Origin of the sequence: Streptococcus sp. Marseille-Q5855 (assembly GCF_946901985.1) — a bacterium.
Classification (GTDB): Bacteria; Bacillota; Bacilli; order Lactobacillales; family Streptococcaceae; genus Streptococcus.
In genome coordinates, this window is the sequence record NZ_CAMPPR010000006.1 from 284,014 (window position 1) to 308,011 (window position 23,998).

The following is a 23,998-nucleotide window of genomic DNA, read 5'->3' on the forward strand; positions in this document are numbered from 1 at the left end:
GTTATTTCAGTTTAAATATTCTATTAGACGATTACATTTACAGTTTTTTATTTTCTTCCAAAATCTTTTTTCGTTCTTCCATAAACTCAATCAACTTTTTCTTAAATACTTCCTTTTCTTTTCAGTCAATCCTTTTAAGTTCATACGGAAAAGTAATCCAATGTTGTCTAATTCATTTGATTTTTCTTCTGAGTTTCCAACTAAATAGTCAACTGTAACATCCAATACTTGTGCAATCTTAACAAAATTTTCCTGTGTTGTTTTTTTAATCCACGTTCCCATGAAACATATGCCTGTTGGGAAATTTCAGCTATTTGAGCTTGTGTTAGTTTTACTTGTTTCCTTAGTGTTTTCAAGCGTTCTGAGAATTCCATATGTTACCTCAAAAAATTATTTTAAATTCTTGTAGAAAAATGTTGACATCCACAACCATAGGTTATTAAATACAATTAACAACTTTTAGTTGTATAGCGATTAAAAATAATAACCTTATATTCAAGGCTAAATCACAATCTTTAAAAAATTAAATAAACAGTGTGTCTAACAACCAGAGGATTGATTGTCAAAACTACACTAAACTTCATACCTTTATTGTAAATGTTTTTGAAAAAAAGTCAAGTCCTTATATGGTTGAAGTGAAGATATAAAACATTTGGTAACTTTGTTTAAAATCTGTACTATATACCATATATTTATTATAATATGCTTTTTTAAAACTAAGCAACTATATTATGGATAATGCAGGATTCCATAGAATGGGTAAGCTAGAGCGCTTATGTGAATAATTTGGGCATAAACTTTTACCACTTCCTCCCTACTCACCTGAGTACAATCCTATTGAGAGAACATGGGCTCATATCAAAAAGCACCTCAAAAAGGTATTACCACGTTGCAATACTTTTTTTAAGGATCTTTTGTCTTGTTATTATTTCAATTGACTATAATTTCCCTAAAACAATAAGGTAAACTTTGAGGTAAACTTTTTAAAAAAACACCCCATGGTGTGAACCATGAAGTGTTCCGAAACGTTGATAGTATAGTATTGATTAACGTTTTGAGCCAACTGGCCTTGGTCCGGTCGCAGCCACATTTGCAAGCGACTAAAGTCGCAACAACTGTGTCAATTGCACCAATTTAGTAAGAAAGTACAAAAAAGAACACCCCGAAAGGTGCTCTTTGTAAGTATAATAATTCTTTCGAATTAACGTTTACTAAATTGTGATGCTTTACGAGCTTTCTTAAGACCTGGTTTCTTACGTTCAACTTTACGTGAGTCACGTGTAAGAAGTCCTGCGCGTTTCAATGAATCGCGGAAGTCTGGGTCTACTTGAAGAAGGGCACGAGCGATACCGTGACGGATAGCTCCTGATTGACCAGCGTATCCACCACCTACAACGTTAACGAAAACGTCGTATGAACCTACAGTTGAAGTAACTGCAAATGGTTGGTTGATGACAAGACGAAGGTCAGCGTGTGGGATGTACTCTTCAACATCTTTTTTGTTAACAGTGATTTTACCAGTTCCTGGAACAAGGCGAACGCGTGCAACAGCGTTTTTACGACGTCCAGTACCTGCATATTGTGCTTGTGACATACTTTATTGTTCCTTTCCTTAGATAAGTCCTGAAATGTCAAGAACTTCTGGTTGTTGTGCAGCGTGAGTGTGCTCAGCTCCAACAAATACTTTCAACTTCATACCTTGAGCGCGTCCAAGTGTATTGTGCGGAAGCATACCTTTAACTGATTTCTCGATCAAACGTACTGCATTTTTAGAACGAAGTTCACCTGCAGAGATTTGTTTCAATCCACCTGGGTGGTTTGAGTGAGTGTAGTAGATTTTATCAGTTGCTTTTTTACCAGTCAATTTAACTTTTTCAGCATTGATAACAATCACAAAGTCACCTGTATCAGTGTGTGGTGTAAATGTTGGTTTGTTTTTTCCGCGAAGTACGCTAGCAACTACTGCAGAAAGACGTCCAAGTGGTACATCAGTTGCGTCAACTACGTACCATTTACGTTCAACTTGGCCTGGTTTAGCCATAAATGTTGTTTTGTTCATGATTTCTCCTATATATAGTTCGATTTTTGTTTACGGTGATGGGTGTTCCTTCCCATCGAAAAGTATTTGGAAGGTTCCGGGGCCTTTCAAATGGGGTAAACAATACCGCCTACTATAATACCAAATTTCACCCCTAAAAGTCAATAGATATGAAAAATATTTTTCTAAACCGTAACTTCTCAAAGTAACTGAAAGTCATATAATCAAGTTAATTTGGGAATTTACCTATTAATTTCGGGATATTTTTGGGATTTTTTCCCTGTAGCTAAAATCCTTTTCAAAAAATCACCTTTTCTTGATTTTTAATCCTATTTGCTGTATGATAAGGGAAAAGAAAGGGGGCAAAAATATGGCTTTTACCAATACCCAGATGCGGTCTGCTAGTTTTGGCATTGTTACCAGCTTGCCTGATGATGTCATTGATTCTTTTTGGTATATTATTGACCACTTCTTAAAAAATGTCTTTGAATTGGAAGAAGAACTTGAGTTTCAATTGCTCAATAACCAAGGAAAAATTACCTTCCACTTCTCAAGTCAACACCTCCCCACAGCCATTGATTTTGACTTTAATCATCCTTTCGACCCTCTTTATCCCCCGAGAGTTCTGGTTTTAGATATGGATGGTAGAGAGACTATCCTCCTCCCAGAAGAAAATGACCTATTTTAATACTCAATGAAAATCAAAGAGCCAATTAGGAAGCTAGCCGCAGGTTGCTCAAAGCACTGCTTTGAGGTTGTGGATAGAACTGACGAAGTCAGCTCAAAACACTGTTTTGAGGTTGCAGATGGAAGCTGACGTGGTTTGAAGAGATTTTCGAAGAGTATAAAAACTCTAGCCTTCAGTTGCAAACGACTGAAAACTAGAGTTTTTTCTATTTTTTCAAAGCATTATACAAGTTACGGATCGGTTGCTTTAATGTCGGATGGATAAAATGAGGCGCAATTTCCTGTAAGGACTCAAGGACAAAAAGGCGTTCCGCTATGTAAGGATGAGGCAGGATGAGGTCGTCTGTATAAATGACCTGGTCCTCCACAAAGAGCAAGTCCAAATCAATCAAACGAGGTCCCCAATGCACTTCTCTCACCCGTCCCATCTCTGCTTCAATGGTTAACAAGGTTTCTAATAGCACTGGGGCAGGCAACCATGTTTCTACTTCAACCACTTGATTAGCAAAGCTATCTTGCTCCACACCACCCCAAGGCTCCGTCGTCAAGACACTGGACTCTTTGAGAATATGGATACCTCGATTTCGCATTTTCTCAATGGCTTGTCTCAAGTTTGCTTGTTTATCTCCCATATTGCTTCCTAGGGCGATAAAGGATCGTTGCTTGCGGCGATGAATGGCTACCGAGCAAGTATCTAGTGGCAAATGCACTGGCGCCCAAGGTTTTTTCAGTTCCAGCTTCATTTCTTGGACAAGAGGATAGGCCTCAAAAGTACGTTCCACCAGTTTATAAGCTACCGTTTCAATCAAATCCTCAGTTGTTTCCTGAAACCAAGTCGTCCACTGCTGACACAGTTCTCCATAATGGACAGAAGCCGTTAAATCCAAGTCTGTCGCTGCCTTGGTCATATCATAGGATAGGATGGCTGAAACGACAAACTTCTGGCCCAATTCTTTCTCACTCGGAAAAAGACCATGATAGGCAAAAATTTCCAAATCCTTAATCTGCAGTTGATCCATAATGATTCCTTTCTAGAAAAATCCGCCCAAAGCAGATTCTTTTTATACTCAATGAAAATCAAAGTGCAAACTAAGAAGCTAGCCGCAGGCTGCTCAAAACACTGTTTTGAGGTTGCAGATGGAAGCTGACGTAGTTTGAAGAGATTTTCGAAGAGTATTATAGCCCCATTAAACGATAAGCCTGATCTCGAAGGTCCTTATCTGTTTCAAATAGACCACGAGCTACTGTCGTCAAGGTTGCAGTGCCAGGTTTTCTTACACCACGCATGCTCATACACATATGTTCCGCCTCAATGACAACAAAGGCTCCTTTAGCACCTAGATACTCCATCAAGGCATCGGCCACTTCGATATTCAAACGTTCTTGAATTTGTGGTTTTTTCGAATAAACTTCCACCGTACGGGCCAGCTTAGACAAACCTGCCACACGGCCATCTGGAATGTAGGCAATATGTGCTCTCCCATAAAATGGTAGAAAGTGGTGTTCACACATGGTATGGAAAAAGATATCCTTTTCTACCACCATATTATCGTCAATAATCTCAAAGGATTTTGACAAATGCTCCTCCGCTGTTTGACCAAGACCTGAAAAAATCTCTTGGTACATACGAGCGACACGAGCAGGTGTTTCCTGCAAGCCCTCGCGATTAACGTCCTCTCCGACAGCCTCGATAATCATTTTTACAGCTGCTTCAATCTTTTGTGTATCCATTTCGTTTTTCCTCTCCATCAGATAGGCTCTCACTTGGCTCAAGAAATACAAGGAACCTGTGACAATCCTAACTGTTTTTTTCTCTTCTTTTTTATCTGTCAATTTCTGCTCTAGAAAATCCTGCCAATCTTGGTAGCTGAGATTTCTAGACTTAGCTGCCTCTTTCAGCACGCTTTCATCAGTCGCCCGACTATCGTCAAAATGTGTCAGAGTAAGCTCGGTATCTGGCATGGCCCCCAGCAAGTCCAACATATCCTCCAAGGCCTTGGTTTTGATACAAGTAAAGAGGATTTCCTTACGATAATCCGCAAAACGTTCTTGCAAGCTTGCTATTAAAGCCTTGATAGCATGGGGATTGTGGGCCCCATCCAAGATCATCAAGGGGTTCCTTGACACGACCTCCAGACGCCCCGGCCAACTTGTTTCTTCCAAGGCTTGAGCAAGCAAGTGATTGCTTGCTAGCTCTCGACCATCTTCTTGACAAAAAGTATCAAGTAAAGCTATGGCCATCCCAGCATTCTCTATCTGGTGCAAGCCAAGCAGGCCAGTCTGGAAGCGACCTTGTCTGAGAGCACTAGTATAGTCAAAGACTTCACCCGTTATTACACTCTCTTGATGACGAACTTGATAATCTGTCCCATAGGCAAAGCTCGGCGCATCTTTCCCTTCCGCAATGCGGTCAATCACAGCCAAAGCTTCTGGAGCGATACGACCTGTCACCAAGGGAATTCCTTGTTTGATAATACCAGCTTTCTGCTCTGCTATGGCCTCCAAGGTGTCACCAAGTAGGGCCACATGATCCAAGCCAATAGTTGTAATTCCTGTCAAAATAGGCTGGCAGACATTGGTACTATCCAAAAGTCCACCCATGCCCACTTCCATGATAGCCACATCTACTTGCTCTGAGGCAAAGTAATCATAGGCTATAGCTGTAATTATTTCAAACTCAGTTGTCCCCTGTAAATTGGTAGCCGATTCCCCTTCCAGCAAAGACTGATAGTCTGCCATGAGGGCTTCTAGCCTAGCCTCTGGAATGGATTCCCCATTGATGCTAATCTGGTCTGTGTAATGAATGAGATAGGGCGAGCTAAACACGCCAACTCTCAGCCCTAGCTTTTTCAGCATATTTTTCAAAAAAGCAATGGTCGAACCCTTGCCGTTGGTCCCTCCGATATGGATGACCTTGAGTTTGAGATGGGGATTGCCACGCAAAGCTAACAGTTCCACCATTCGTTCCAAGCCAAAATGCGGTTGATCCGTCCGGTAGTTAGCAATCCACTGATTGTTTTCAATTTCTTTCATCTTATTTATATTGTTTTAAATCTAAATTTTCCGCTTCATCAGCCAGACGAATAGCGGAGGCAATTTCAACTGCCATCCTGTGACTAGCTACATCATGCACGCGCACCACTTCCACACCCTGTCTTGCAGCAATACTGGTTACATGAGCCGAAGCCGTATCTCGATTGCGGAAACCAAGTTCTGTCTCAGGATTGACTTCAAAACCATTTTCTTCAAGAATATTGATGACAAACCGCTTACGCGACACTCCAAGAAAGATTGGATAGCCCTTCTGATGTAGTTTATCCAAATCCCGTAAAAGAAGCAAATTTTCTTTCTTGGTCAGACCAAAGCCAATTCCTAGATCCAACAGGATATTTTCTTGTGCAATTCCAGCTTGATTTGCTCTCGCTAGTGCACGTTCAAAGAAAGTCTCCATCAAGTCTTCGATTGGCAATTTTTCAAAGTTAGCTAACTCTTCCTCTGTAAAAGCTTGTCCAAAACCAAAATGAGGAAAGATGAGCGAGCTAGGATGCTGAGGTCGAGCAATAACTGGATTAAACATGATGACCACTTTCGCACCAGCCTTAGCAACCACCTCCGCCATTTTCTCATCACCCATAAGACCAGTGATATCATTAACTAGATTGGCACCAGCAGCCAAAGCAGCTTCTGCTACCTGACTCTTCCAAGTATCAATAGAGATGAGGACATCACTTTCCTTGCGAATCGCTTTAATCACTGGAACAACACGCTGGATTTCCTCTTCTATCTCAACATAGCTATAGCTACTTCCCGGCCGAGTCGATTCTCCGCCGATATCTAGCATACTAGCCCCTTCTGCTATCAATTTACGAGCCTGCTGGAGTGCCTGCTCAAGAGCAAAAAATTGACCACCATCCGAAAAGGAATCTGGGGTTACATTGATAATTCCGCAAATAGCTGTCTTTGCATGATTGGCTTTACTTGACATATCGGTCACTCCCTCAAGGCTTTTCACCATATTATTTCTCTATTTTACCATAAAAAGAAAAAGATGGACACGATTGCATTCATCTTTTTCCCAGTAGAAACAAGTAAGCAATTGTCAATAATCTTATACTCTTCGAAAATCTCTTCAAACCGCGTCAACGTCGCCTTGCCGTATATATGTGACTGACTTCGTCAGTCTTATCTACAACCTCAAAACAGTGTTTTGAGCAGCCTGCGGCTAGTTTCCTAGTTTGCTCTTTGATTTTCATTGAGTATTAAACAGAAATCCCTAATGTCCGACTCATGATCACCACAAGAGCCAACAAACAGAAAAAAACTCCATTCACAATCATGTGAAGTAAGATAGACATTTCCAAACGTTGGGTTTTATAAACTGTCCAAGTTAGCACAGTTGACATTCCTCCATAGATAAGAAGAGAAGGTAGATTTGTCGGTAAATGAAGCAAGGCAAAGATAATAGCACCGACTATATAACCCACATTTTCTTTACCACGAAAGAGTTTTTTAGGAATCACTCCTCGACATAAAATCTCCTCACAAATAGGAGCTATTAGAACCAGTAAGAAAAAACTGGAAATTAAGGAACTATTCTGGACCAAATCATTAATATTTGATTGATTGCTGGTTGTTGTTTCATTCATCAAATGCAGTAAGACCACACCAAGAATATTAAAGGCAAGAATCACTAGATAGCTTAAGGCCAATCTAGCCAAATCCTTAGCCTTGAAAAACGATAAACCAAAACTAGCCAACTGTGTTTTCCTAGCACCTATTATAAATACAGTTAAAACCACAAGAGATAAGGCCCCTACTAATAGTCCAGTTTGAAGCAGTGGAAATTTTCTGCTAGTTAGAAAAGTTGCTAGAGCTAAAGGAAACTGAGAAAACAAAAGCCCTACTAGAAAGATTATTAACCACTTCCCCCTGTTTAATACTTCATCCCAAATATTCTTTTTTATCATCAATTATACTCCTACCATTCAATCAAAATCACCTACCTAGTTTGAAGCAATTTTCAAGTAACTATAATATAAAAAGGGGAGAACCCCTTTTTATATTATAGCATTTATAGGGCCATGCTGATGTAGTTCAGGATAAACAAGGCATCCAAAATCCAAATCATGACATGAACATCTTTAGCTTGACCTTTGACAAGCTCAGTCAAAGTGTAAGTCAAGAAACCAACTGCAATCCCTTGAGTGATAGAGTAGCTGAATCCCATAAAGATAGATGTGAAGAAGGCAGGAACCGCTTCAGCCATATCATCCCAATGGATATTTTTCAAGCTAGCCAACATCATAATCCCAACGATAATCAAGATTGGAGCTGTAGCGGCTGTTGGTACAATCGCTAGAAGCGGGCTAAAGAAGCTTGAGATCGCAAAACAGATAGCTACGACCAAGGCTGTCAAACCAGTACGTCCACCTGCACCAATACCAGCAGCAGACTCAACATAAGTCGTTACGTTCGAAGTACCTGCGATGGCACCGACTGTCGTTCCAATCAAATCAGAGTAAAGAGCCTTATCCAACTTAGCTGATTGGTGATTTTCACCATTGGTCGCTACGATACCAACTTTTTCACCTGTACCGATCAGGGTACCAATTGTGTCAAAAATATCTGTCAATGAGAAGGCAAGAATAGCCATAAGCGTTTCAGGCAAGCGAGCTGTATCTGAAACCAAAGCTCCCAAACCTTCTGAACCAAGAGCTGCACCAAAGACTGTCTTCAAATCTTCAAAAGCTGCACCAACATGGTTATTAGCAAAATCGATGCTTGACAAATCTACCAAACCAACTGCAATAGCAAGAACAGTTGTTGTCAAGATAGAGAGGATAATTCCTCCTTTAATCCCTTTAATGACAAAGAAGATTGTGATAGCAAGTCCTGCAAGAGCCACCAAAACAGCTGGATTATTAAAGCTGACCAAGCCTGGAACTGCTGAAGCATTTGCCGCAATGGTTGCTTGAGCTTTGTCAGCTCCTTCTCCTACAACAGTATAGTTGCCTGGATCAATCGTGAATTTCAAAAGCCCAGCATTCTTAATCCCCACGTAGGCAAGAAAGACACCGATACCAGCTGAAATAGCTGAGCGAAGAGCATTGGGAATCGATTCAATGATCATTTTACGAACATTTGTCAAGGTAATAATCAATGAAATAATCCCACAGATGAAGACCATAGCTAGGGCTTCTTGCCAAGAATAACCAAGCCCGAATACAACTGTAAAGGTAAAGAAGGCATTGAGTCCCATACCTGGTGCTTGAGCATATGGCAAGTTGGCGTAGAAGGCCATCATCAAGGTACCCGCTACTGCACCGATAATCGTTGCGAGGAATACACCCTGAGCAGGCATTCCTGTTTGCGAAAGAATTTGTGGGTTTACAAAGAGAATATAACTCATTGCAAAGAAAGTCGTTAAACCAGCGAGAACCTCTGTACGAACGTCTGTACCGTTCTCTTTTAGTTTAAATAATTTGTCCATTATCAATCTCCTTTTAATTTTTACGAACAATAACAGAATTATATCATTTATCATTCACTTTTTCAATATCTTTGTTTAATTTATTTAAAAATTTGATGGAATTTCATTTTTTGTTTGGAATCTGCTTTTCTGCCTGCTTTCTGTTATAATAGTAGACATCTTATCTGAAAAGACACTAGAAAGGTCCCTATGACGAAAAAAATTATTGCAGTTGACCTGGATGGAACCCTGCTCAACTCAGACAGTCAAATTTCTGACTTTACCAAAGAAACCATTAAAAAAGTTACTGAAAAAGGCCATCAGGTTATTATTACGACAGGTCGCCCTTACCGCATGTCAAAAGATTTCTACCGTGAACTAGGCTTAGACACTCCTATGATTAATTTCAACGGCTCCCTTACTCATTTGCCAGACCAAGTTTGGGACTTTGAAAAGTGTTTGACGGTAGACAAAAAATATCTGCTAGACATGGTTCGACGTTCTGAGGACATTCAAGCCGATTTTATCGCTGGAGAATACCGTAAAAAATTTTACATTACAAATCCCAATGAAGAAATTGCTAATCCCAAACTATTTGGTGTAGAAGCTTTCCATCCTGAAAATCAATTTCAGCCTGAATTGGTGACCAAGGACCCTAACTGTATTCTCTTGCAGACCAGAGCCAGTGACAAGTATGCTCTGGCAAAAGAAATGAACACCTTCTACCAGCATCAACTGTCTATCAATACCTGGGGAGGTCCGCTCAATATCCTTGAGTGTACCCCAAAAGGTGTCAACAAAGCCTTTGCCTTGAACTACTTGCTCAAGGTAATGAACCGTGACAAAAAAGATTTGATTGCCTTTGGAGATGAACACAATGATACCGAAATGCTCGCTTTTGCTGGGAAGGGCTATGCCATGAAAAATGCCAATCCAGAGCTACTCCCTTATGCAGATGAGCAAATTTCTCTGACCAATGACCAAGACGGAGTTGCCAAAACCCTGCAAGACTTATTCTTATAACCTATACTGATACTCAATGAAAATCAAAGAACAAACTAGGAAGCTAGCCGTAGGTTGCTCAAAGCACTGCTTTGAGATTGTATATGAAACTGACGAAGTCAGTAACATATATACGGCAAGGCGAAGCTGACGTGGTTTGAAGAGATTTTCGAAGAGTATGAGTCTGGGACAAAAGTCTAACCTTAAATATAAAAAGCGAACAAAACAGAATTCTGTTTTGTTCGCTTTTTTGTCTAATCTATCGATTTTAAAAACTTATAATAAAGAATTCCTAAAATCAAAATCTTTTTGTCCCAGACTCTTTGTGCTCTTTTCACAGTCTCATCAACCAGTTAATCGATTGTTCTATTTTTTACCACCAAAACCTTGGAAAAGGCTTTCTTTTGTGATATACTTCACATATAAATACAAGAGAGCTCGTCACACTCGACTCTGTTGACAAAAAATCAATCCAGTCCCGTTGTCCCTGTTCTCGGTCAATATCAAGGAGGATAGCTATGAAAGCTGTTGTTGTAAATCCAGAAAGCACTGGTGTTGCTGTTGAAGAAAAAGTACTCCGTCCACTTGAAACTGGGGAAGCACTTGTAGAAATTGAATACTGTGGTGTTTGCCACACTGACCTCCACGTTGCCCATGGCGACTTCGGTCAGGTACCAGGACGTGTCCTAGGTCACGAAGGTGTTGGTATCGTTAAAGAAATTGCCCCAGATGTGAAAAGCCTTAAAGTCGGTGACCGCGTCAGCGTTGCTTGGTTCTTTGAAGGATGTGGTACTTGCGAATACTGTACAACTGGCCGTGAAACTCTTTGCCGTACAGTAAAAAATGCTGGCTACTCAGTAGACGGTGGTATGGCTGAACAGTGTATCGTAACTGCTGACTATGCTGTCAAAGTTCCTGACGGACTTGATCCAGCCCAAGCTTCTTCTATCACATGTGCTGGTGTAACAACCTATAAAGCTATTAAAGAGGCCAAAGTTGAACCAGGCCAATGGGTTGTCCTTTACGGTGCTGGTGGCCTTGGTAACCTAGCTGTTCAATACGCTAAAAAAGTATTCAATGCTCATGTTATCGCAGTTGATATCAATAACGACAAACTTGCCCTTGCAAAAGAAGTAGGCGCTGACATTGTTATTAACGGCCTCGAAGTTGAAGATGTACCTGGACTCATCAAGGAAAAAACTGATGGAGGTGCTCACTCAGCTGTCGTAACTGCTGTATCTAAAGTTGCCTTCAACCAGGCTGTTGACTCCGTTCGTGCTGGTGGTCGCGTCGTCGCTGTCGGTCTTCCTTCTGAAATGATGGAACTCAGCATCGTTAAAACAGTCCTCGATGGAATCCAAGTCATCGGTTCTCTTGTAGGAACTCGTAAAGACTTGGAAGAAGCCTTCCAATTCGGTGCAGAAGGTTTAGTAGTTCCAGTTGTTCAAAAACGTCCAATAGAAGATGCCGTAGCCATTTTCGACGAAATGGAAAAAGGTCAAATCCAAGGACGTATGGTACTCGACTTCACCCACTAATCTAATAGAAACCTATTTTAAAAGTTGGAATGCGCTTCCAACTTTTTTATATTAAATTTTTAAATAAGAATTCAAGATTACTCCTCAAAAACTCAATATATCAACATCTGCAAAAAAACTTTTTAATTTTTTATTATAAATAGTTGATTTTTAGATGAAAACGGTTTATACTTAAAAAGTCTTAAAGTTTTCTTAAACGAAAACTAAAACAAAAAAGGAGGAATGACAATAATGAGTATCGGAATCATTATTGCGAGCCACGGCGAATTTGCTGCGGGTATTCATCAGTCAGGATCTATGATCTTTGGTGAACAAGAAAAGGTTCAAGTTGTAACCTTTATGCCAAATGAAGGCCCTGATGATCTATACGCTAAGTTTAATAACGCTGTTGCTGCATTTGACGCAGAAGATGAGGTTCTAGTTTTGGCTGACCTTTGGAGTGGATCTCCATTTAACCAAGCTAGTCGCGTGATGGGAGAAAATCCTGAGCGTAAGTTTGCCATCATCACAGGACTTAACTTACCGATGTTAATTCAAGCCTACACAGAGCGCCTGATGGACGCTGCTGCAGGTGTAGAAAAAGTCGCTGCTAATATCATTAAAGAAGCCAAAGATGGCATCAAGGCTCTTCCAGAAGAGCTAAACCCTGTTGAGGAAGTAGCAAGCGCTGCAGCTGCTCCAGTTGCCCAAGCTGCTATCCCAGAAGGAACTGTTATCGGAGACGGTAAATTGAAAATCAATCTTGCCCGTCTTGACACACGTCTACTTCACGGTCAGGTGGCAACTGCTTGGACTCCAGATTCAAAAGCAGACCGTATCATCGTTGCTTCAGATAACGTAGCTAAAGACGACCTTCGTAAAGAATTGATTAAACAAGCAGCTCCAGGTAATGTCAAGGCTAACGTGGTTCCAATTCAAAAACTGATTGAGGTTTCAAAAGACCCACGTTTTGGAGAAACACATGCCCTTATCTTGTTTGAAACACCTCAAGATGCCCTTCGTGCCATCGAAGGCGGCGTGCCAATCAAAACTCTTAACGTTGGTTCTATGGCTCACTCAACAGGTAAAACATTGGTCAATACTGTTTTGTCGATGGACAAAGAAGACGTTGCTACATTTGAAAAAATGCGTGACCTCGGTGTTGAATTTGACGTACGTAAAGTACCAAATGATTCTAAAAAAGATTTGTTTGACTTGATTAACAAAGCCAATGTCAAATAAGCCATTATTTATGAAAGGATTTTAAAGATGTCTATTATTTCTATGGTTTTAGTAGTCGTTGTAGCCTTCCTTGCAGGTCTTGAAGGTATCCTCGACCAGTTCCAATTCCATCAACCACTTGTAGCTTGTACTCTTATTGGGCTTGTAACAGGTCACTTAGAAGCAGGTATTATACTTGGTGGTTCTCTTCAAATGATTGCCCTTGGTTGGGCTAACATCGGAGCTGCCGTAGCTCCTGACGCTGCTCTTGCTTCTGTTGCTGCTGCCATTATCATGGTTCTTGGTGGCGACTTTACTAAGACAGGTATCGGTGTTGCCCAAGCGGTTGCTATCCCTCTTGCCGTTGCTGGTCTATTCTTAACTATGATCGTCCGTACACTCTCTGTCGGATTGGTTCACACTGCTGATGCTTCTGCTAAAAAAGGTGACTTTAAAGCAGTTGAACGCGCTCACTTTATCGCACTTCTTCTTCAAGGTCTTCGTATTGCAGTCCCTGCAGCACTCCTTCTAATGGTACCAACTGAAACCGTACAAAGTATTCTAAATGCTATGCCTGATTGGCTCAAAGATGGTATGGCTATCGGTGGTGGTATGGTTGTTGCCGTTGGTTACGCCATGGTTATCAACATGATGGCAACTCGTGAAGTATGGCCATTCTTCGCTATCGGTTTCGTGCTTGCTGCCGTATCAGATATTACTCTAATCGGATTTGGTGCTATCGGTGTTGCTATCGCTCTTATCTACCTTCACCTTTCTAAAACTGGTGGAAATGGTGGCGGAGGAGCCGCAACTTCTAACGACCCAATCGGCGATATCCTAGAAGATTACTAAGATAAGAAAGGACTGAAAACATCATGACTGAAAAACTTCAATTAACTAAATCAGATCGTAAAAAAGTTTGGTGGCGTTCAACTTTCTTACAAGGTTCTTGGAACTATGAACGTATGCAAAACTTGGGTTGGGCTTACTCATTAATTCCAGCTCTTAAAAAACTCTACACTAAAAAAGAAGATCAAATCGCTGCTCTTGAACGCCATCTTGAGTTCTTCAACACTCACCCATACGTAGCCGCTCCAATCATGGGGGTTACTCTTGCACTTGAAGAAGAACGTGCTAACGGTGTTGAGATCGATGATGCTGCTATCCAAGGGGTTAAAATCGGTATGATGGGACCTCTTGCTGGTATCGGTGACCCAGTATTCTGGTTTACAGTACGCCCAATCCTTGGATCACTCGGTGCTTCACTTGCCCTTACTGGTAATATCTTAGGTCCACTCCTCTTCTTTGTTGCATGGAACTTGATTCGTATGTCATTCTTGTGGTATACACAAGAGATTGGATACAAGGCTGGATCAGAAATCACTAAAGATATGTCTGGCGGTATCCTTCAAGACATCACTAAAGGTGCTTCTATCCTTGGTATGTTCATTCTTGCTGTCCTTGTTCAACGTTGGGTAAATATTAAATTTGCTTTCGATGTTGCCAAAGTTCAACTAGATGAAAAAGCTTATATCCATTGGGATAAATTGCCAGAAGGATCTAAAGGTATCCAAGAAGCATTCTCACAAGTAGGACAAGGATTGTCTCAAACACCTGAAAAAGTTACTACTTTCCAACAAAACTTGGATATGTTGATTCCTGGACTATCAGGACTACTCCTTACTTTACTTTGCATGTACTTGCTTAAGAAAAAAGTATCTCCAATCACTATTATCCTTGCCCTCTTCGCAGTGGGTATTGTGGCACATGTTCTTCATATCATGTAATCAAGCAACTTAAAAGGAACCAGGTTCTAAAATCTGATTCCTTTTTTCTATACTTTTATTCGGCCAAGGCACCCATTGGATCCCATGGTGCGAGTACAATTGGTTCTGCTTCATAGGCAGCTTGTTCTTCTGCTGTCAGCAATTCTTTGCGAACAACGATTTGGTAAGTGTATTCGTCCATCCAAGCGTCTGAGGCAACAAAGTAACCATCTATACCGACCTTATCTCCCCAAGAGTTTTCAACCTTCCACTTGGTTGACTTACCATTTTCATCCAAGTCAACACCTGTCAAGACCATAGCGTGGGTCATTAAACTTTCGCTGTAGTCCAAACGTCCAGCCTTGTCTTGAGTGAGTTTAATGTCCATGCTTGATTCAAAGTCATAAATATCTGTCGCAAGAATTCCAGCTTTGCGGTTGCTGAGCTGGCCGACATCAGAACCAAACCAAACAGTCTCACCTGCTTGCATTTGGGCAATCGCCAATTCTTTCAAGCGCTCCATTGGAACGTTGATGTAGCGAACTGCACGGCTACCAACCACATTCCCCAACATCTCAACTGTGTAAGATTTTCCGTAAGGTTTATCAGCAGTTGGAGCATTGATAACAGAAACGTAGTCTTCTAAAGGAAGATTGACATATTTCTTGTAAAATTCTTGTGGTGTGATGCCCTTTTCACTTTGGTAGTTGTTATCCTTATCACGATAGGCAAAGTCAAATTTACGTGGTGGAAGTCCTAGTGACATGGCAAGGAAGTTAAAAATTTCTTGCAAGAGGTCTTCTTTCTTAGCTTGAACAGTCGCTTGGTCCGCACCAGAAGTAAGCAAGTCACGCAAAATTTGAGCATCTTGACGAAGCAATTTGTTGAGAATGGCATTTAGCTCACGACTGCTACTAGATGAAACAGACTCAGGGTAAACTGACTTGGGAACAACACCATATTTTTCAAAGAGAGACACCACCATATCCCACTGACCGCCATCTTGTTGAGGTGTTTGAAGTAGGAATTTAACCTTACGGCTCGTCAAGTCTTGGTCTGCAGTCGCAATCACTTGCTCCAAGAACCAGTTGGATTTCTCATACTTGTCCCAAAAGAAAGTGTGGGCTTGTGACAACTCAAAATTTTCTAGTTTGTATTGTGAGATAAGCTTGTGGCGGAAGGTGTTGAGAGCTGCAAACATCCAGCAACGACCAGACGCTTTCTGGTTAGTGACCTTGTCCTTGGTCAAATCCAATGAGAAAACAGGTGTGTTGTCTACATGGCTTTGGCGACGTTCTAAGGCTGCAAAAATTCCGTTGTGGCTGGCAGCATTTTCAATCGCTTGGTATTTTACATTTGCTTCATAATTGGCAAATAGTTTATCAGTAAATGATTCTTGAATCGCGTTCATAGATTCCTCCTTTTATTCTACAGTCTATTATAACTCTTTTCACAAAGTAAGCAACTGAAAAACATAAAAGGCAAGGATATTCTTCCTCACCTTTTCGAATATAAATCAAATTAAGCAATATTCGCAAGGAGAGATTCTAACTCTTCCTTGGTCAAGCGACGCCATTCCCCTCGTTCTAAGTTCTCATCTAATACTAGAGTTCCCATAGTCAAACGTTGCAAATCTACTACTTCCTTGCCACAGTAGGCCACCATACGCTTGACCTGATGAAACTTCCCTTCTGCAATGGTCACACGGATTTGGCTCTGATTCTTTTCTGTATCTGTGGAAAGAATCTCCAGTCTAGCAAGTTGACAGGTAAAGTCTTTGAGCGGAATTCCCTTGGCAAATGTCTCCACATCTTCTTGGGTCATCATTCCCTTGACCTGAGCCAGATATGTCTTATCCACATGACGCTTAGGTGAAAGAAGAGCATGGGCCAGCTTGCCGTCATTAGTCAAGAGCAGAAGACCATGCGTGTCAATATCCAAGCGTCCTACTGGGAAAACTTCCTTGCTCCGAGCAATATCATCCAGCAAGTCCAGAACGGTTCTGTGCTTAGGATCCTCAGTCGCTGAGATAACTTCTTTGGGCTTGTTCATCATGTAGTAGACAAACTCTTCATACTCCAACACTTGCCCATCAAAGCGAATCTCATCTATTTCTTCATCAATCTGCAATTTAGCTGATTTTTCTTTTTTACCATTTACCGTCACGCGCCCAGCCTTGAGCAAGATTTTGACCTCTGTCCGACTCCCTACAGCACAGGCAACTAAAAATTTATCCAATCTCATAGAACTATTATATCATATCAAAAGGAGGCTGGTACAATGACCAACTTCCTTTTCGTTTCATACTCTTCAAAAATCTCTTCAAACCGCGTCAACGTCGCCTTGCCGTGGGTATGTTACTGACTTCGTCAGTTCTATCTGCAACCTCAAAACAGTGTTTTGAGCTGACTTCGTCAGTTCTATCTGCAACCTCAAAACAGTGTTTTGAGCTGACTTCGTCAGTTTCATCTACAACCTCAAAGCAGTGCTTTGAGCAGCCTGCGGCTAGTTTCCTAGTTTGCTCTTTGATTTTCATTGAGTATCAGATTTAAGAAATTAACTTCCTCGTCTCCAGAAAATAGCTAAAACAATCATAGCTCCTAAAATCGCTGGGATAATGGCTGTTCCTGATATAATTGGTCCCCAAGTCCCAAAAAGCAAATGCCCTATAAAGGCACCAATCCAGCCTAGAAACATTTTTCCAAAACATCCCATTCGCTCTCCACGATTAGTCAGAGTACCTGCTAAAAATCCCACTAGGAGACCAACGAACATACTTCCTAACATATTATCTCCTTAATTTGCCCAATCTCCGTTACGGAAGAGTGGTACACTTGTCCCATCCTCACGGATACCATCTATATCCATTTGACTAGAACCAATCATAAAGTCTACGTGAACATCTGAACGGTTAAGCCCCGCAGCTTCAAGCTCTTCTTCGCTCATCTCCGCTCCACCAGCTACGCTAGTCGCATATGCTGCACCAATAGCCAAGTGGTTTGAAGCATTCTCATCGAAAAGGGTGTTAAAGAAGGTAATACCTGACTGAGAAATTGGGCTTGGATCTGGTACCAAGGCACATTCACCCAAGGCACGCGCACCCGCATTTTCAAAGACAAGGTCTTTCATGACTTGATCGCCTTTTTCTGCAGTGATATCCACAATTTGTCCATCCTTGAAGGTTACTTTAATGCCTTCGATGATATTTCCATTATAGCTAAGCGGTTTTGTAGAAGTGACATAACCATCTGCGCGATGAAAATCAGGTGCTGTGAAGACTTCTTCAGTTGGCATATTTGGCAAGAAGCCTTCGCCCTGGGCATTGATAGCACCAGCTGATTCCCAAACGTGGTTCTTTGGCAAACCAAGGGTCAAATCTGTCCCTGGCGCTGTGTAGTGAAGGGCTGAAAATTGCTCCTTATTAAGCATATCGGCCTTGCTCTTGAGGATAGCTGCATGTTCCTCCCAAGCCTTAACAGGATCTGCTTCGTAGACTCGGCAAGTTTTGAAGATTTGGTCCCAAAGAAGATCGACTGCTTCTTCATCGCTCGCAGCATTTGGAAAGACTTTCTTAGCCCACTCAAGTCCAGCAGCGGCTGCTACAGTCCAACTAACCTTGTTAGATTGCGTTGCGATGCGCATTGGCTTCATGGCAAGTCCCATAGCTTTGGCAGAAGCTGAGAGCTTGTCAGCGTCCACTCCGTTCAAGGCACCTGGGTCAGAAGAACGAACTCCAAGACGGCTAGCTTTGTTCTCCAAAAGATAGTTCATCTCAGCAATCTTGTATTCTGGCACATTGTCCAGACGCTCCATCGGCGCATGGAGGAATTTCTCACGGTTAATCACATCATCTGTCCACTGAACGATCACCTCATGTGCACCCAAAGCATAAGCTTCTTTGACGATTAAGTGAGCCAACTCACGTTGCTCCACATCGATAGAGAGAGCCAAAGTGTGACCAGGTTGCACATTGATTCCGTTCGCAACCAATAATTTCGCATATTTTTCTAGATTTTCTTTAAAATTTGGTAAAACCATTCTGTTTTCTCTTTTCTATTTTTATTTTTCTTTCAAAGCAGAAAAGATTCCTGCTAAAGCAATAGCACCTGACAAGAGTGCTGTCGATAGAAGGATTGTACGATCAGCAAGTTCCAATTGATACTCAAACACCTTCTCAGCCGGCTTATCTTCCGCAAAAATTCTTAGTTTCATGAGAACCCCCTTAAAATTTATTAAAACAAATCACTATGACTTCCTGTCCTAAGCAAATTTAAAATCAATTCTTCCTTGTCTACTTTATAAACCAAAAGCCAATCTGGCTGGATATGGCATTCACGAACTCCTTGAAAATGCTTGGATGCCGTCAATTGATGATCACGATATCTAGCAGGAAGTTCTTTTTCTTGAACAAGAAAATTTAAAACTTCTTCTAATAATTCTGCCTTCAAACCACGCTTCATAGCCAACTTAAAATCTTTTTTAAACTGTTTATGATAACGAATCTTAAGCACGCAAATCCTCCATCAAGTCAGAAACTGATTCAAAAGACTGGCTCATATTACGATTTTGGTCTAAATCCGTTAACACTTGGAGCAACTTCCGATTTTCGTCTAGTCTAACATCAAAAGGTAATCCCTGATATTGAATAGCCTGACGAAGGAAAATATTAATAGCTGTTGTCATATCCATTCCCAGATTACTAAACACCTGTTGGGCCTGCTCCTTGACCTCACTATCCAAACGGATACTCATGCTCGTCTTTGACATACTCTCACCCTCTTTCTATAGACTATTTTAACAAAAAAGAAGGCTAATGTAAATCTATTAGATATACGTTAGCCTCTTTGAATAGATGATTAAACAATTTTTTTAAAACAACTCATCAAACAAACTCAACTGGTTATCCTCTGGCATATTGCCCAGAATCCCCATTTCATCCATCTTTTCAACCAAGGTTGATGAGAGTCCGCCACGCTTGCGTAGTTCTGTTTTAGAGAGGAATTCTCCCTCTTCACGCGCTCGCACCAACTGCTTAGCAACGTTCTCTCCCAGACCATCCATAGCAACAAATGGCGGGATGAGGGTATCCCCATCGATAAGGAACTCTGTCGCCTGACTACGGTAGAGATCGAGTTTGCCAAACTTAAAGCCACGCTCCCACATCTCATTGACAATCTCAAGAGTTGTATAGAGATCGATTTCCACATTAGAGGCTTCATTATTCTTCCGTTTTTCAGAGATTTCTTCCATTCTGCGTTTGATGGCATCCAAGCCCGCCCCCATGGTTTTGATGTCAAAAGCCTTAGCACGAATGGAGAAGTAAGCACAGTAGTAATAAATGGGATGGTGAACCTTGAAGTAAGCTACACGCAAGGCCATCATAACGTAGGCTGCCGCATGGGCTTTAGGGAACATGTACTTAATTTTCCCACAAGACTCGATATACCACTCTGGCACCTTATTAGCTTTCATGGCTTCGATGTAGCCATTTCTCTCCTCTTCGGAAATCTTGAGCCACAAGCCCTTACGTACCCGTTCCATGATGGTAAAGGCCATCTTCGGTTCGAGACCCGCGTGCATGAGGTAAACCATGATGTCGTCTCGACAACCGATAACGGTTGATAGGTCCGCAATTCCTTGCTTAATCAGATCCTGAGCATTTCCCAACCACACATCGGTACCATGGGATAGACCTGAGAGCTGTAGCAACTCCGCAAAAGTCGTCGGATGCGTCTCATCGACCATGCCTCGGACAAAGTTGGTTCCAAATTCTGGAATTCCCAACATCCCAGTTGGTGTTCCGATTTGTTCAGGTGTTACCCCTAGCACATCTGTCCCTGAAAAGAGGGCCATCACGCCTTCATCATCCATAGGTATTTCATTAGGATCAATCCCAGACAAGTCCTGGAGTTTTCGAATCATGGTAGGATCATCATGTCCCAGTACATCAAGTTTAAGGACGTTCTCATCAATATCGTGGAAGTTAAAGTGAGTGGTCTGCCATTCAGCCGTCACGTCATCCGCTGGATACTGGACAGGCGTAAAGTCGTAGACATCCATGTAGTTAGGAATAACAACGATTCCCCCTGGGTGTTGTCCTGTCGTTCGCTTGACACCAGCCGCCCCTTGGGCGAGACGCTCCACCTCTGCATCACGATAAAACTTCCCGTAATCTCGCTCATAGCCCTTTACAAAGCCATAAGCAGTTTTAGCAGCTACCGTACCAACCGTTCCTGCACGGAAGGCATATTCTTCACCAAAGATATCACGCACATCCAAGTGGGCGCTAGGCTGGTCTTCTCCCGAGAAGTTCAAGTCAATATCGGGAACCTTGTCTCCATCAAAACCAAGGAAGGTCTCGAAAGGAATATCTTGCCCATTTTTACTGAGTTTGTGACCACAGTTTGGACAGTCCTTATTGGGCATATCAAATCCTGAACCATAAGAACCGTCTGTGATAAACTCGCTATACTGACACTGACCACAGACATAGTGAGGAGAGAGAGGATTGACCTCCGTAATCCCAATCATAGTCGCAACGAAACTGGAACCGACAGATCCACGAGAACCAACCAAGTAACCCCGTTCATTGGAACGTTGCACCAGCATCTGCGAGGCTAGATAAATCACGGCAAATCCATTTCCCAGAATGGAAGTTAGTTCTTTTTCAATCCGCAAATCGACAATATCTGGCAGTGGATTTCCATAAATCTCAAAAGCTTTCTTGTAGGTCAATTCAGCGACCGTTTCTTCAGCCTTGTCAATGAAAGGCGTGTACAAGTCACCCTTAACGACCTCAACAGGTTCAAAGATTTCTGCCAAGGCATTGGGATTTTCAATTACCAGTTTACGAGCCAGTTCCTCTCCCAAGAATGCAAATTCATCCAACATCTCATTGGTCGTTCTAAAATGGGCTTTTGGCAGAGGAGCTGGTTGGGCATGTTCACCATGACCGATAGTTCGGTTAATCATCGCACCCTGTCCCAAACTACGGACGATAATTTCACGGTAAATCTCTTCTTCTGGTTCGATATAGTGAACATTTCCCGTAGCCAGAACAGGCTTGCCAAGGCGATCTCCAACCTCTATCAAACTCTTGATAATGGTCTGGAGTTCCTCCATATCCTTGACCTGTTCTTTGGCAATCAAGGGCGCATAGATAGCCGGTGGCATGACCTCTATAAAGTCATAATACTTGGCCACCTCAACCGCCGCATCCACACCTTGAGAAACGACCGCATCAAAAACTTCGCCTTCTGCACAGGCTGATCCTAAAATCAAGCCCTCCCGATGGGCATCTAGAACCGTTCTCGGAATCCGTGGTACCCCTTCAAAGTACTTGGTATTAGACAAGGAAACCAGCTTAAAGATATTTTTTAGGCCTACCTGATTCTTGACATAAATGGTCGCATGTTTAATTCGAGCTTTTTTATAAGAATCTGGACTAATCAAATCAATGTTTAGTCTAGCCAAGTCAGTCACACCATGTTTTTCTGCTACCTCTTTGATAAAGATGAAGAGCAGACGACCTGTCGCTTCCGCATCGTAGTTGGCCATATGGTGATGTTCTAGGGCCACACCAAAACGCTTGGTCAAAGGCCCCAAACCATGACGTTTATACTCAGGATAGAGGTTTCTAGCAAACTCCAGCGTATCAATCACTGGCTGACTAATCTTTGGCAGACCATGACGCTCATAATTAGCATTCATAAAGCCAACGTCAAAGGTCGCATTGTGAGCGACTAGGACAGTATCCTTGCAAAATTCTTGGAATTCTTGCAAAACTTGTTCTAGTGGTTTGGCATTTTTGACATGATCATCTGTAATTCCAGTCAACTCAGTAGTAAAGGCTGACAAGGGATGCCCGGGATTGATAAATTCATCAAATTCAGCAATGATATTCCCCTTGTACATCTTAGAAGCCGCAACCTGAATCAAATCATTATAGATAGCTGAAAGTCCCGTCGTTTCCACGTCAAAGACCACGTAGGTCGCTTCTGACAAGTCCATCTCCACTTCGTTATAGACGATAGGGACACGGTCCTCCACGATATTGGCTTCCATTCCATAGATTAGCTGAATTCCCGCTTTCTTAGCCGCCTTATAGCCATGTGGGAAGGACTGGACATTTCCATGATCCGTGATGGCAACCGCCTTGTGTCCCCACTTAGCAGCTGTCGCAACGATTTCTTCTACCTCTGGCAAAGCATCCATGGTCGACATATTAGTATGAGCATGAAACTCAACCCGACGCTCACCTTCCGGCATCAAATCCTTCCGCTCATAGTGAACAACTTCCTGCACATCCTGCACGTTCATAGTCAAATCGCGTGTGAAGTTATTCATCTCCACATTCCCACGAACTCGGAGCCAAGAATTCTTCTTAATTAAATCAAACTTCTGAGCCTCTTCCTCGTTCTTAACCCACTTTTGCATAGAAAAACTTGAAGTGTAGTCCGTCATTTTAAAGTTGATCAAAACACGCCCTGTTCTGGTCACTTTTTGCTCTACATCAAACACAACCCCTTCAAAGACCAGACGATTTTCCTCCGTCGTCACTTCAATCATAGGAGTAATCTCCGCCTTGTCTAACTTCGGTTTAGCTGCAGCTTTTTTGGCTTGAAAATCAAAGGCTGGTTTCTCTTCCGCTGGAGGAGGTGCCATCTGTTCCAGTTGTTCCATAGCACGGAGCGCTTCCTCATTGGCCGCTTGAACAATCTGCTCATTTTCAGCATGAAATGCTTCTTCCTGCTCTTGAGTCAGCACATCATTCTTCTCGACCTGACAGTTAAAAGTTGGAAAACCAAACTTTTCAAGTTGTTTAGCTAAATTAGGAAGGTGATTTTTCTTAAAATGTTCCTTATCAATCGCCTCTGAACCTTCAATAAATAGTTGATTGCCTTCAGCACGAACTTGTAAATTTTGATAAAGGGACTTAAAACCTTGACTAGCACATGGCCCTTCAGAAAAAGCTTCTCTATAATAGGCCTGCAAGAGCTGATTTGAAAATTCTTGAAACCGAGCCTTGATTTCGAAAACAGCTTTATTGCCTGTCTTAAAAAATTCTTCGCTCAAACCTTTCTTTAATTCTAAAAAGATTTCAATCGGTAAAATATTAGAAAATACGAAATGAAACTCCCATACCTTACTAACTTTATGAACCACAACTCGCTCAATATCGGCCTGTGATAAAGCAGGATCCTGTCTCATTTCAGCAGGCATCCCCAGTTGATTCATCAAAATTTCAAAACTGTTTGACATTCATTTTCCTCACATTATTCTCCTACTATTTTACCAT

At 41.8% G+C, this 23,998-nt stretch carries 23 protein-coding genes and 3 pseudogenes; 8 read left to right on the top strand and 18 right to left on the bottom strand.

Annotated features, from left to right (window positions below):
• Positions 1-37: 37 nt before the first annotated feature.
• A pseudogene (locus OC529_RS07830) lies at positions 38-374 on the bottom strand (helix-turn-helix domain-containing protein).
• A 339-nt stretch (positions 375-713) separates the two neighbouring features.
• On the opposite strand from OC529_RS07830, the pseudogene OC529_RS07835 reads away from it, so the two are divergent.
• Positions 714-938, top strand: a pseudogene (locus OC529_RS07835) (transposase); the annotation flags it as partial.
• A 263-nt stretch (positions 939-1,201) separates the two neighbouring features.
• Here OC529_RS07835 and rpsI read toward each other — a convergent pair.
• Together rpsI and rplM are read right to left on the bottom strand one after the other, a co-directional pair.
• Positions 1,202-1,594 carry a 30S ribosomal protein S9 gene (gene rpsI / locus OC529_RS07840; protein WP_000075973.1) on the bottom strand — a complete coding sequence of 131 codons (393 nt, stop codon included), beginning with the start codon at positions 1,592-1,594 and terminating at the stop codon, positions 1,202-1,204.
• 18 nt (positions 1,595-1,612) lie between these two features.
• Positions 1,613-2,059 (bottom strand): 50S ribosomal protein L13, encoded by a 447-nt coding sequence (gene rplM / locus OC529_RS07845; RefSeq protein WP_001044624.1) that lies wholly within the window; start codon positions 2,057-2,059, stop codon positions 1,613-1,615.
• Positions 2,060-2,408: 349 nt separating this feature from the next.
• On the opposite strand from rplM, the gene OC529_RS07850 reads away from it, so the two are divergent.
• Positions 2,409-2,726, top strand: coding sequence for a DUF960 domain-containing protein (locus tag OC529_RS07850; RefSeq protein WP_000886037.1), 318 nt, complete (start codon positions 2,409-2,411; stop codon positions 2,724-2,726).
• A 6-nt stretch (positions 2,727-2,732) separates the two neighbouring features.
• Positions 2,733-2,855: a hypothetical protein gene (locus OC529_RS07855; protein ID WP_262081894.1), complete on the top strand. Its 123-nt coding sequence runs from the start codon at positions 2,733-2,735 to the stop codon at positions 2,853-2,855.
• A 76-nt stretch (positions 2,856-2,931) separates the two neighbouring features.
• Here the strand turns inward: OC529_RS07855 and folK are convergent, their stop codons facing one another.
• From folK to OC529_RS07885, 6 genes and pseudogenes are all read right to left on the bottom strand, one after another.
• Positions 2,932-3,744, bottom strand: coding sequence for a 2-amino-4-hydroxy-6-hydroxymethyldihydropteridine diphosphokinase (folK, locus tag OC529_RS07860; protein WP_173253115.1), 813 nt, complete (start codon positions 3,742-3,744; stop codon positions 2,932-2,934).
• A gap of 157 nt (positions 3,745-3,901) precedes the next feature.
• Positions 3,902-4,456 carry a GTP cyclohydrolase I FolE gene (folE, locus tag OC529_RS07865; RefSeq protein WP_061827444.1) on the bottom strand — a complete coding sequence of 185 codons (555 nt, stop codon included), beginning with the start codon at positions 4,454-4,456 and terminating at the stop codon, positions 3,902-3,904.
• A pseudogene (locus OC529_RS07870) lies at positions 4,437-5,758 on the bottom strand (bifunctional folylpolyglutamate synthase/dihydrofolate synthase). Before OC529_RS07870 ends, folE begins: the two are co-directional and overlap by 20 nt.
• A 1-nt stretch (position 5,759) precedes the next feature.
• The gene (gene folP / locus OC529_RS07875) at positions 5,760-6,740 is read right to left on the bottom strand and encodes a dihydropteroate synthase (protein WP_262081895.1); all 981 of its coding nucleotides are present in this window, start codon (positions 6,738-6,740) and stop codon (positions 5,760-5,762) included.
• 244 nt (positions 6,741-6,984) lie between these two features.
• Positions 6,985-7,692, bottom strand: a complete 708-nt coding sequence (locus OC529_RS07880) for a CPBP family intramembrane glutamic endopeptidase (RefSeq protein ID WP_000592379.1) — start codon at positions 7,690-7,692, stop codon at positions 6,985-6,987.
• A gap of 104 nt (positions 7,693-7,796) precedes the next feature.
• A complete protein-coding gene (locus OC529_RS07885; protein WP_173274993.1) occupies positions 7,797-9,215 on the bottom strand; it encodes an NCS2 family permease in 1,419 nt (472 codons plus the stop codon).
• 189 nt (positions 9,216-9,404) lie between these two features.
• Here OC529_RS07885 and OC529_RS07890 point away from each other — a divergent pair, with 189 nt between their 5' ends.
• The 5 genes from OC529_RS07890 (at position 9,405) to OC529_RS07910 (ending at position 14,721) form a co-directional block, all read left to right on the top strand.
• Positions 9,405-10,217, top strand: coding sequence for a Cof-type HAD-IIB family hydrolase (locus tag OC529_RS07890; protein ID WP_262081896.1), 813 nt, complete (start codon positions 9,405-9,407; stop codon positions 10,215-10,217).
• A 497-nt stretch (positions 10,218-10,714) separates the two neighbouring features.
• Positions 10,715-11,734: an alcohol dehydrogenase AdhP gene (gene adhP / locus OC529_RS07895; protein WP_000649185.1), complete on the top strand. Its 1,020-nt coding sequence runs from the start codon at positions 10,715-10,717 to the stop codon at positions 11,732-11,734.
• Positions 11,735-11,965: 231 nt separating this feature from the next.
• Positions 11,966-12,955, top strand: coding sequence for a PTS sugar transporter subunit IIB (locus tag OC529_RS07900; protein WP_172930959.1), 990 nt, complete (start codon positions 11,966-11,968; stop codon positions 12,953-12,955).
• Positions 12,956-12,982: 27 nt separating this feature from the next.
• Positions 12,983-13,786, top strand: a complete 804-nt coding sequence (locus OC529_RS07905) for a PTS mannose/fructose/sorbose transporter subunit IIC (RefSeq protein WP_173274991.1) — start codon at positions 12,983-12,985, stop codon at positions 13,784-13,786.
• A gap of 23 nt (positions 13,787-13,809) precedes the next feature.
• Positions 13,810-14,721 carry a PTS system mannose/fructose/sorbose family transporter subunit IID gene (locus OC529_RS07910; RefSeq protein WP_173274990.1) on the top strand — a complete coding sequence of 304 codons (912 nt, stop codon included), beginning with the start codon at positions 13,810-13,812 and terminating at the stop codon, positions 14,719-14,721.
• A 55-nt stretch (positions 14,722-14,776) separates the two neighbouring features.
• On the opposite strand, the gene pepC is transcribed toward OC529_RS07910, so the two are convergent.
• The 9 genes from pepC to OC529_RS07955 form a co-directional block, all read right to left on the bottom strand.
• Positions 14,777-16,111, bottom strand: coding sequence for an aminopeptidase C (gene pepC / locus OC529_RS07915; RefSeq protein WP_262081897.1), 1,335 nt, complete (start codon positions 16,109-16,111; stop codon positions 14,777-14,779).
• Between the two features lie 110 nt (positions 16,112-16,221).
• Positions 16,222-16,944, bottom strand: coding sequence for a pseudouridine synthase (locus tag OC529_RS07920; protein WP_262081898.1), 723 nt, complete (start codon positions 16,942-16,944; stop codon positions 16,222-16,224).
• 88 nt (positions 16,945-17,032) lie between these two features.
• Positions 17,033-17,236: a hypothetical protein gene (locus tag OC529_RS07925; RefSeq protein WP_262081899.1), complete on the bottom strand. Its 204-nt coding sequence runs from the start codon at positions 17,234-17,236 to the stop codon at positions 17,033-17,035.
• 20 nt (positions 17,237-17,256) lie between these two features.
• Positions 17,257-17,487 (bottom strand): GlsB/YeaQ/YmgE family stress response membrane protein, encoded by a 231-nt coding sequence (locus tag OC529_RS07930; protein WP_173218048.1) that lies wholly within the window; start codon positions 17,485-17,487, stop codon positions 17,257-17,259.
• A gap of 9 nt (positions 17,488-17,496) precedes the next feature.
• Positions 17,497-18,738, bottom strand: coding sequence for an aminopeptidase (locus tag OC529_RS07935; RefSeq protein ID WP_173218050.1), 1,242 nt, complete (start codon positions 18,736-18,738; stop codon positions 17,497-17,499).
• Between the two features lie 21 nt (positions 18,739-18,759).
• Entirely contained in the window at positions 18,760-18,912 is a 153-nt protein-coding gene (locus OC529_RS07940) for a hypothetical protein (protein ID WP_007285108.1), read from the bottom strand.
• Between the two features lie 20 nt (positions 18,913-18,932).
• Positions 18,933-19,211, bottom strand: coding sequence for a type II toxin-antitoxin system YafQ family toxin (locus OC529_RS07945; protein ID WP_042900272.1), 279 nt, complete (start codon positions 19,209-19,211; stop codon positions 18,933-18,935).
• Entirely contained in the window at positions 19,204-19,467 is a 264-nt protein-coding gene (locus tag OC529_RS07950) for a type II toxin-antitoxin system RelB/DinJ family antitoxin (protein ID WP_049551202.1), read from the bottom strand. Before OC529_RS07950 ends, OC529_RS07945 begins: the two co-directional genes overlap by 8 nt.
• Before the next feature lie 102 nt (positions 19,468-19,569).
• Positions 19,570-23,961, bottom strand: a complete 4,392-nt coding sequence (locus OC529_RS07955) for a PolC-type DNA polymerase III (RefSeq protein ID WP_262081900.1) — start codon at positions 23,959-23,961, stop codon at positions 19,570-19,572.
• Between the last annotated feature and the right edge of the window lie 37 nt (positions 23,962-23,998).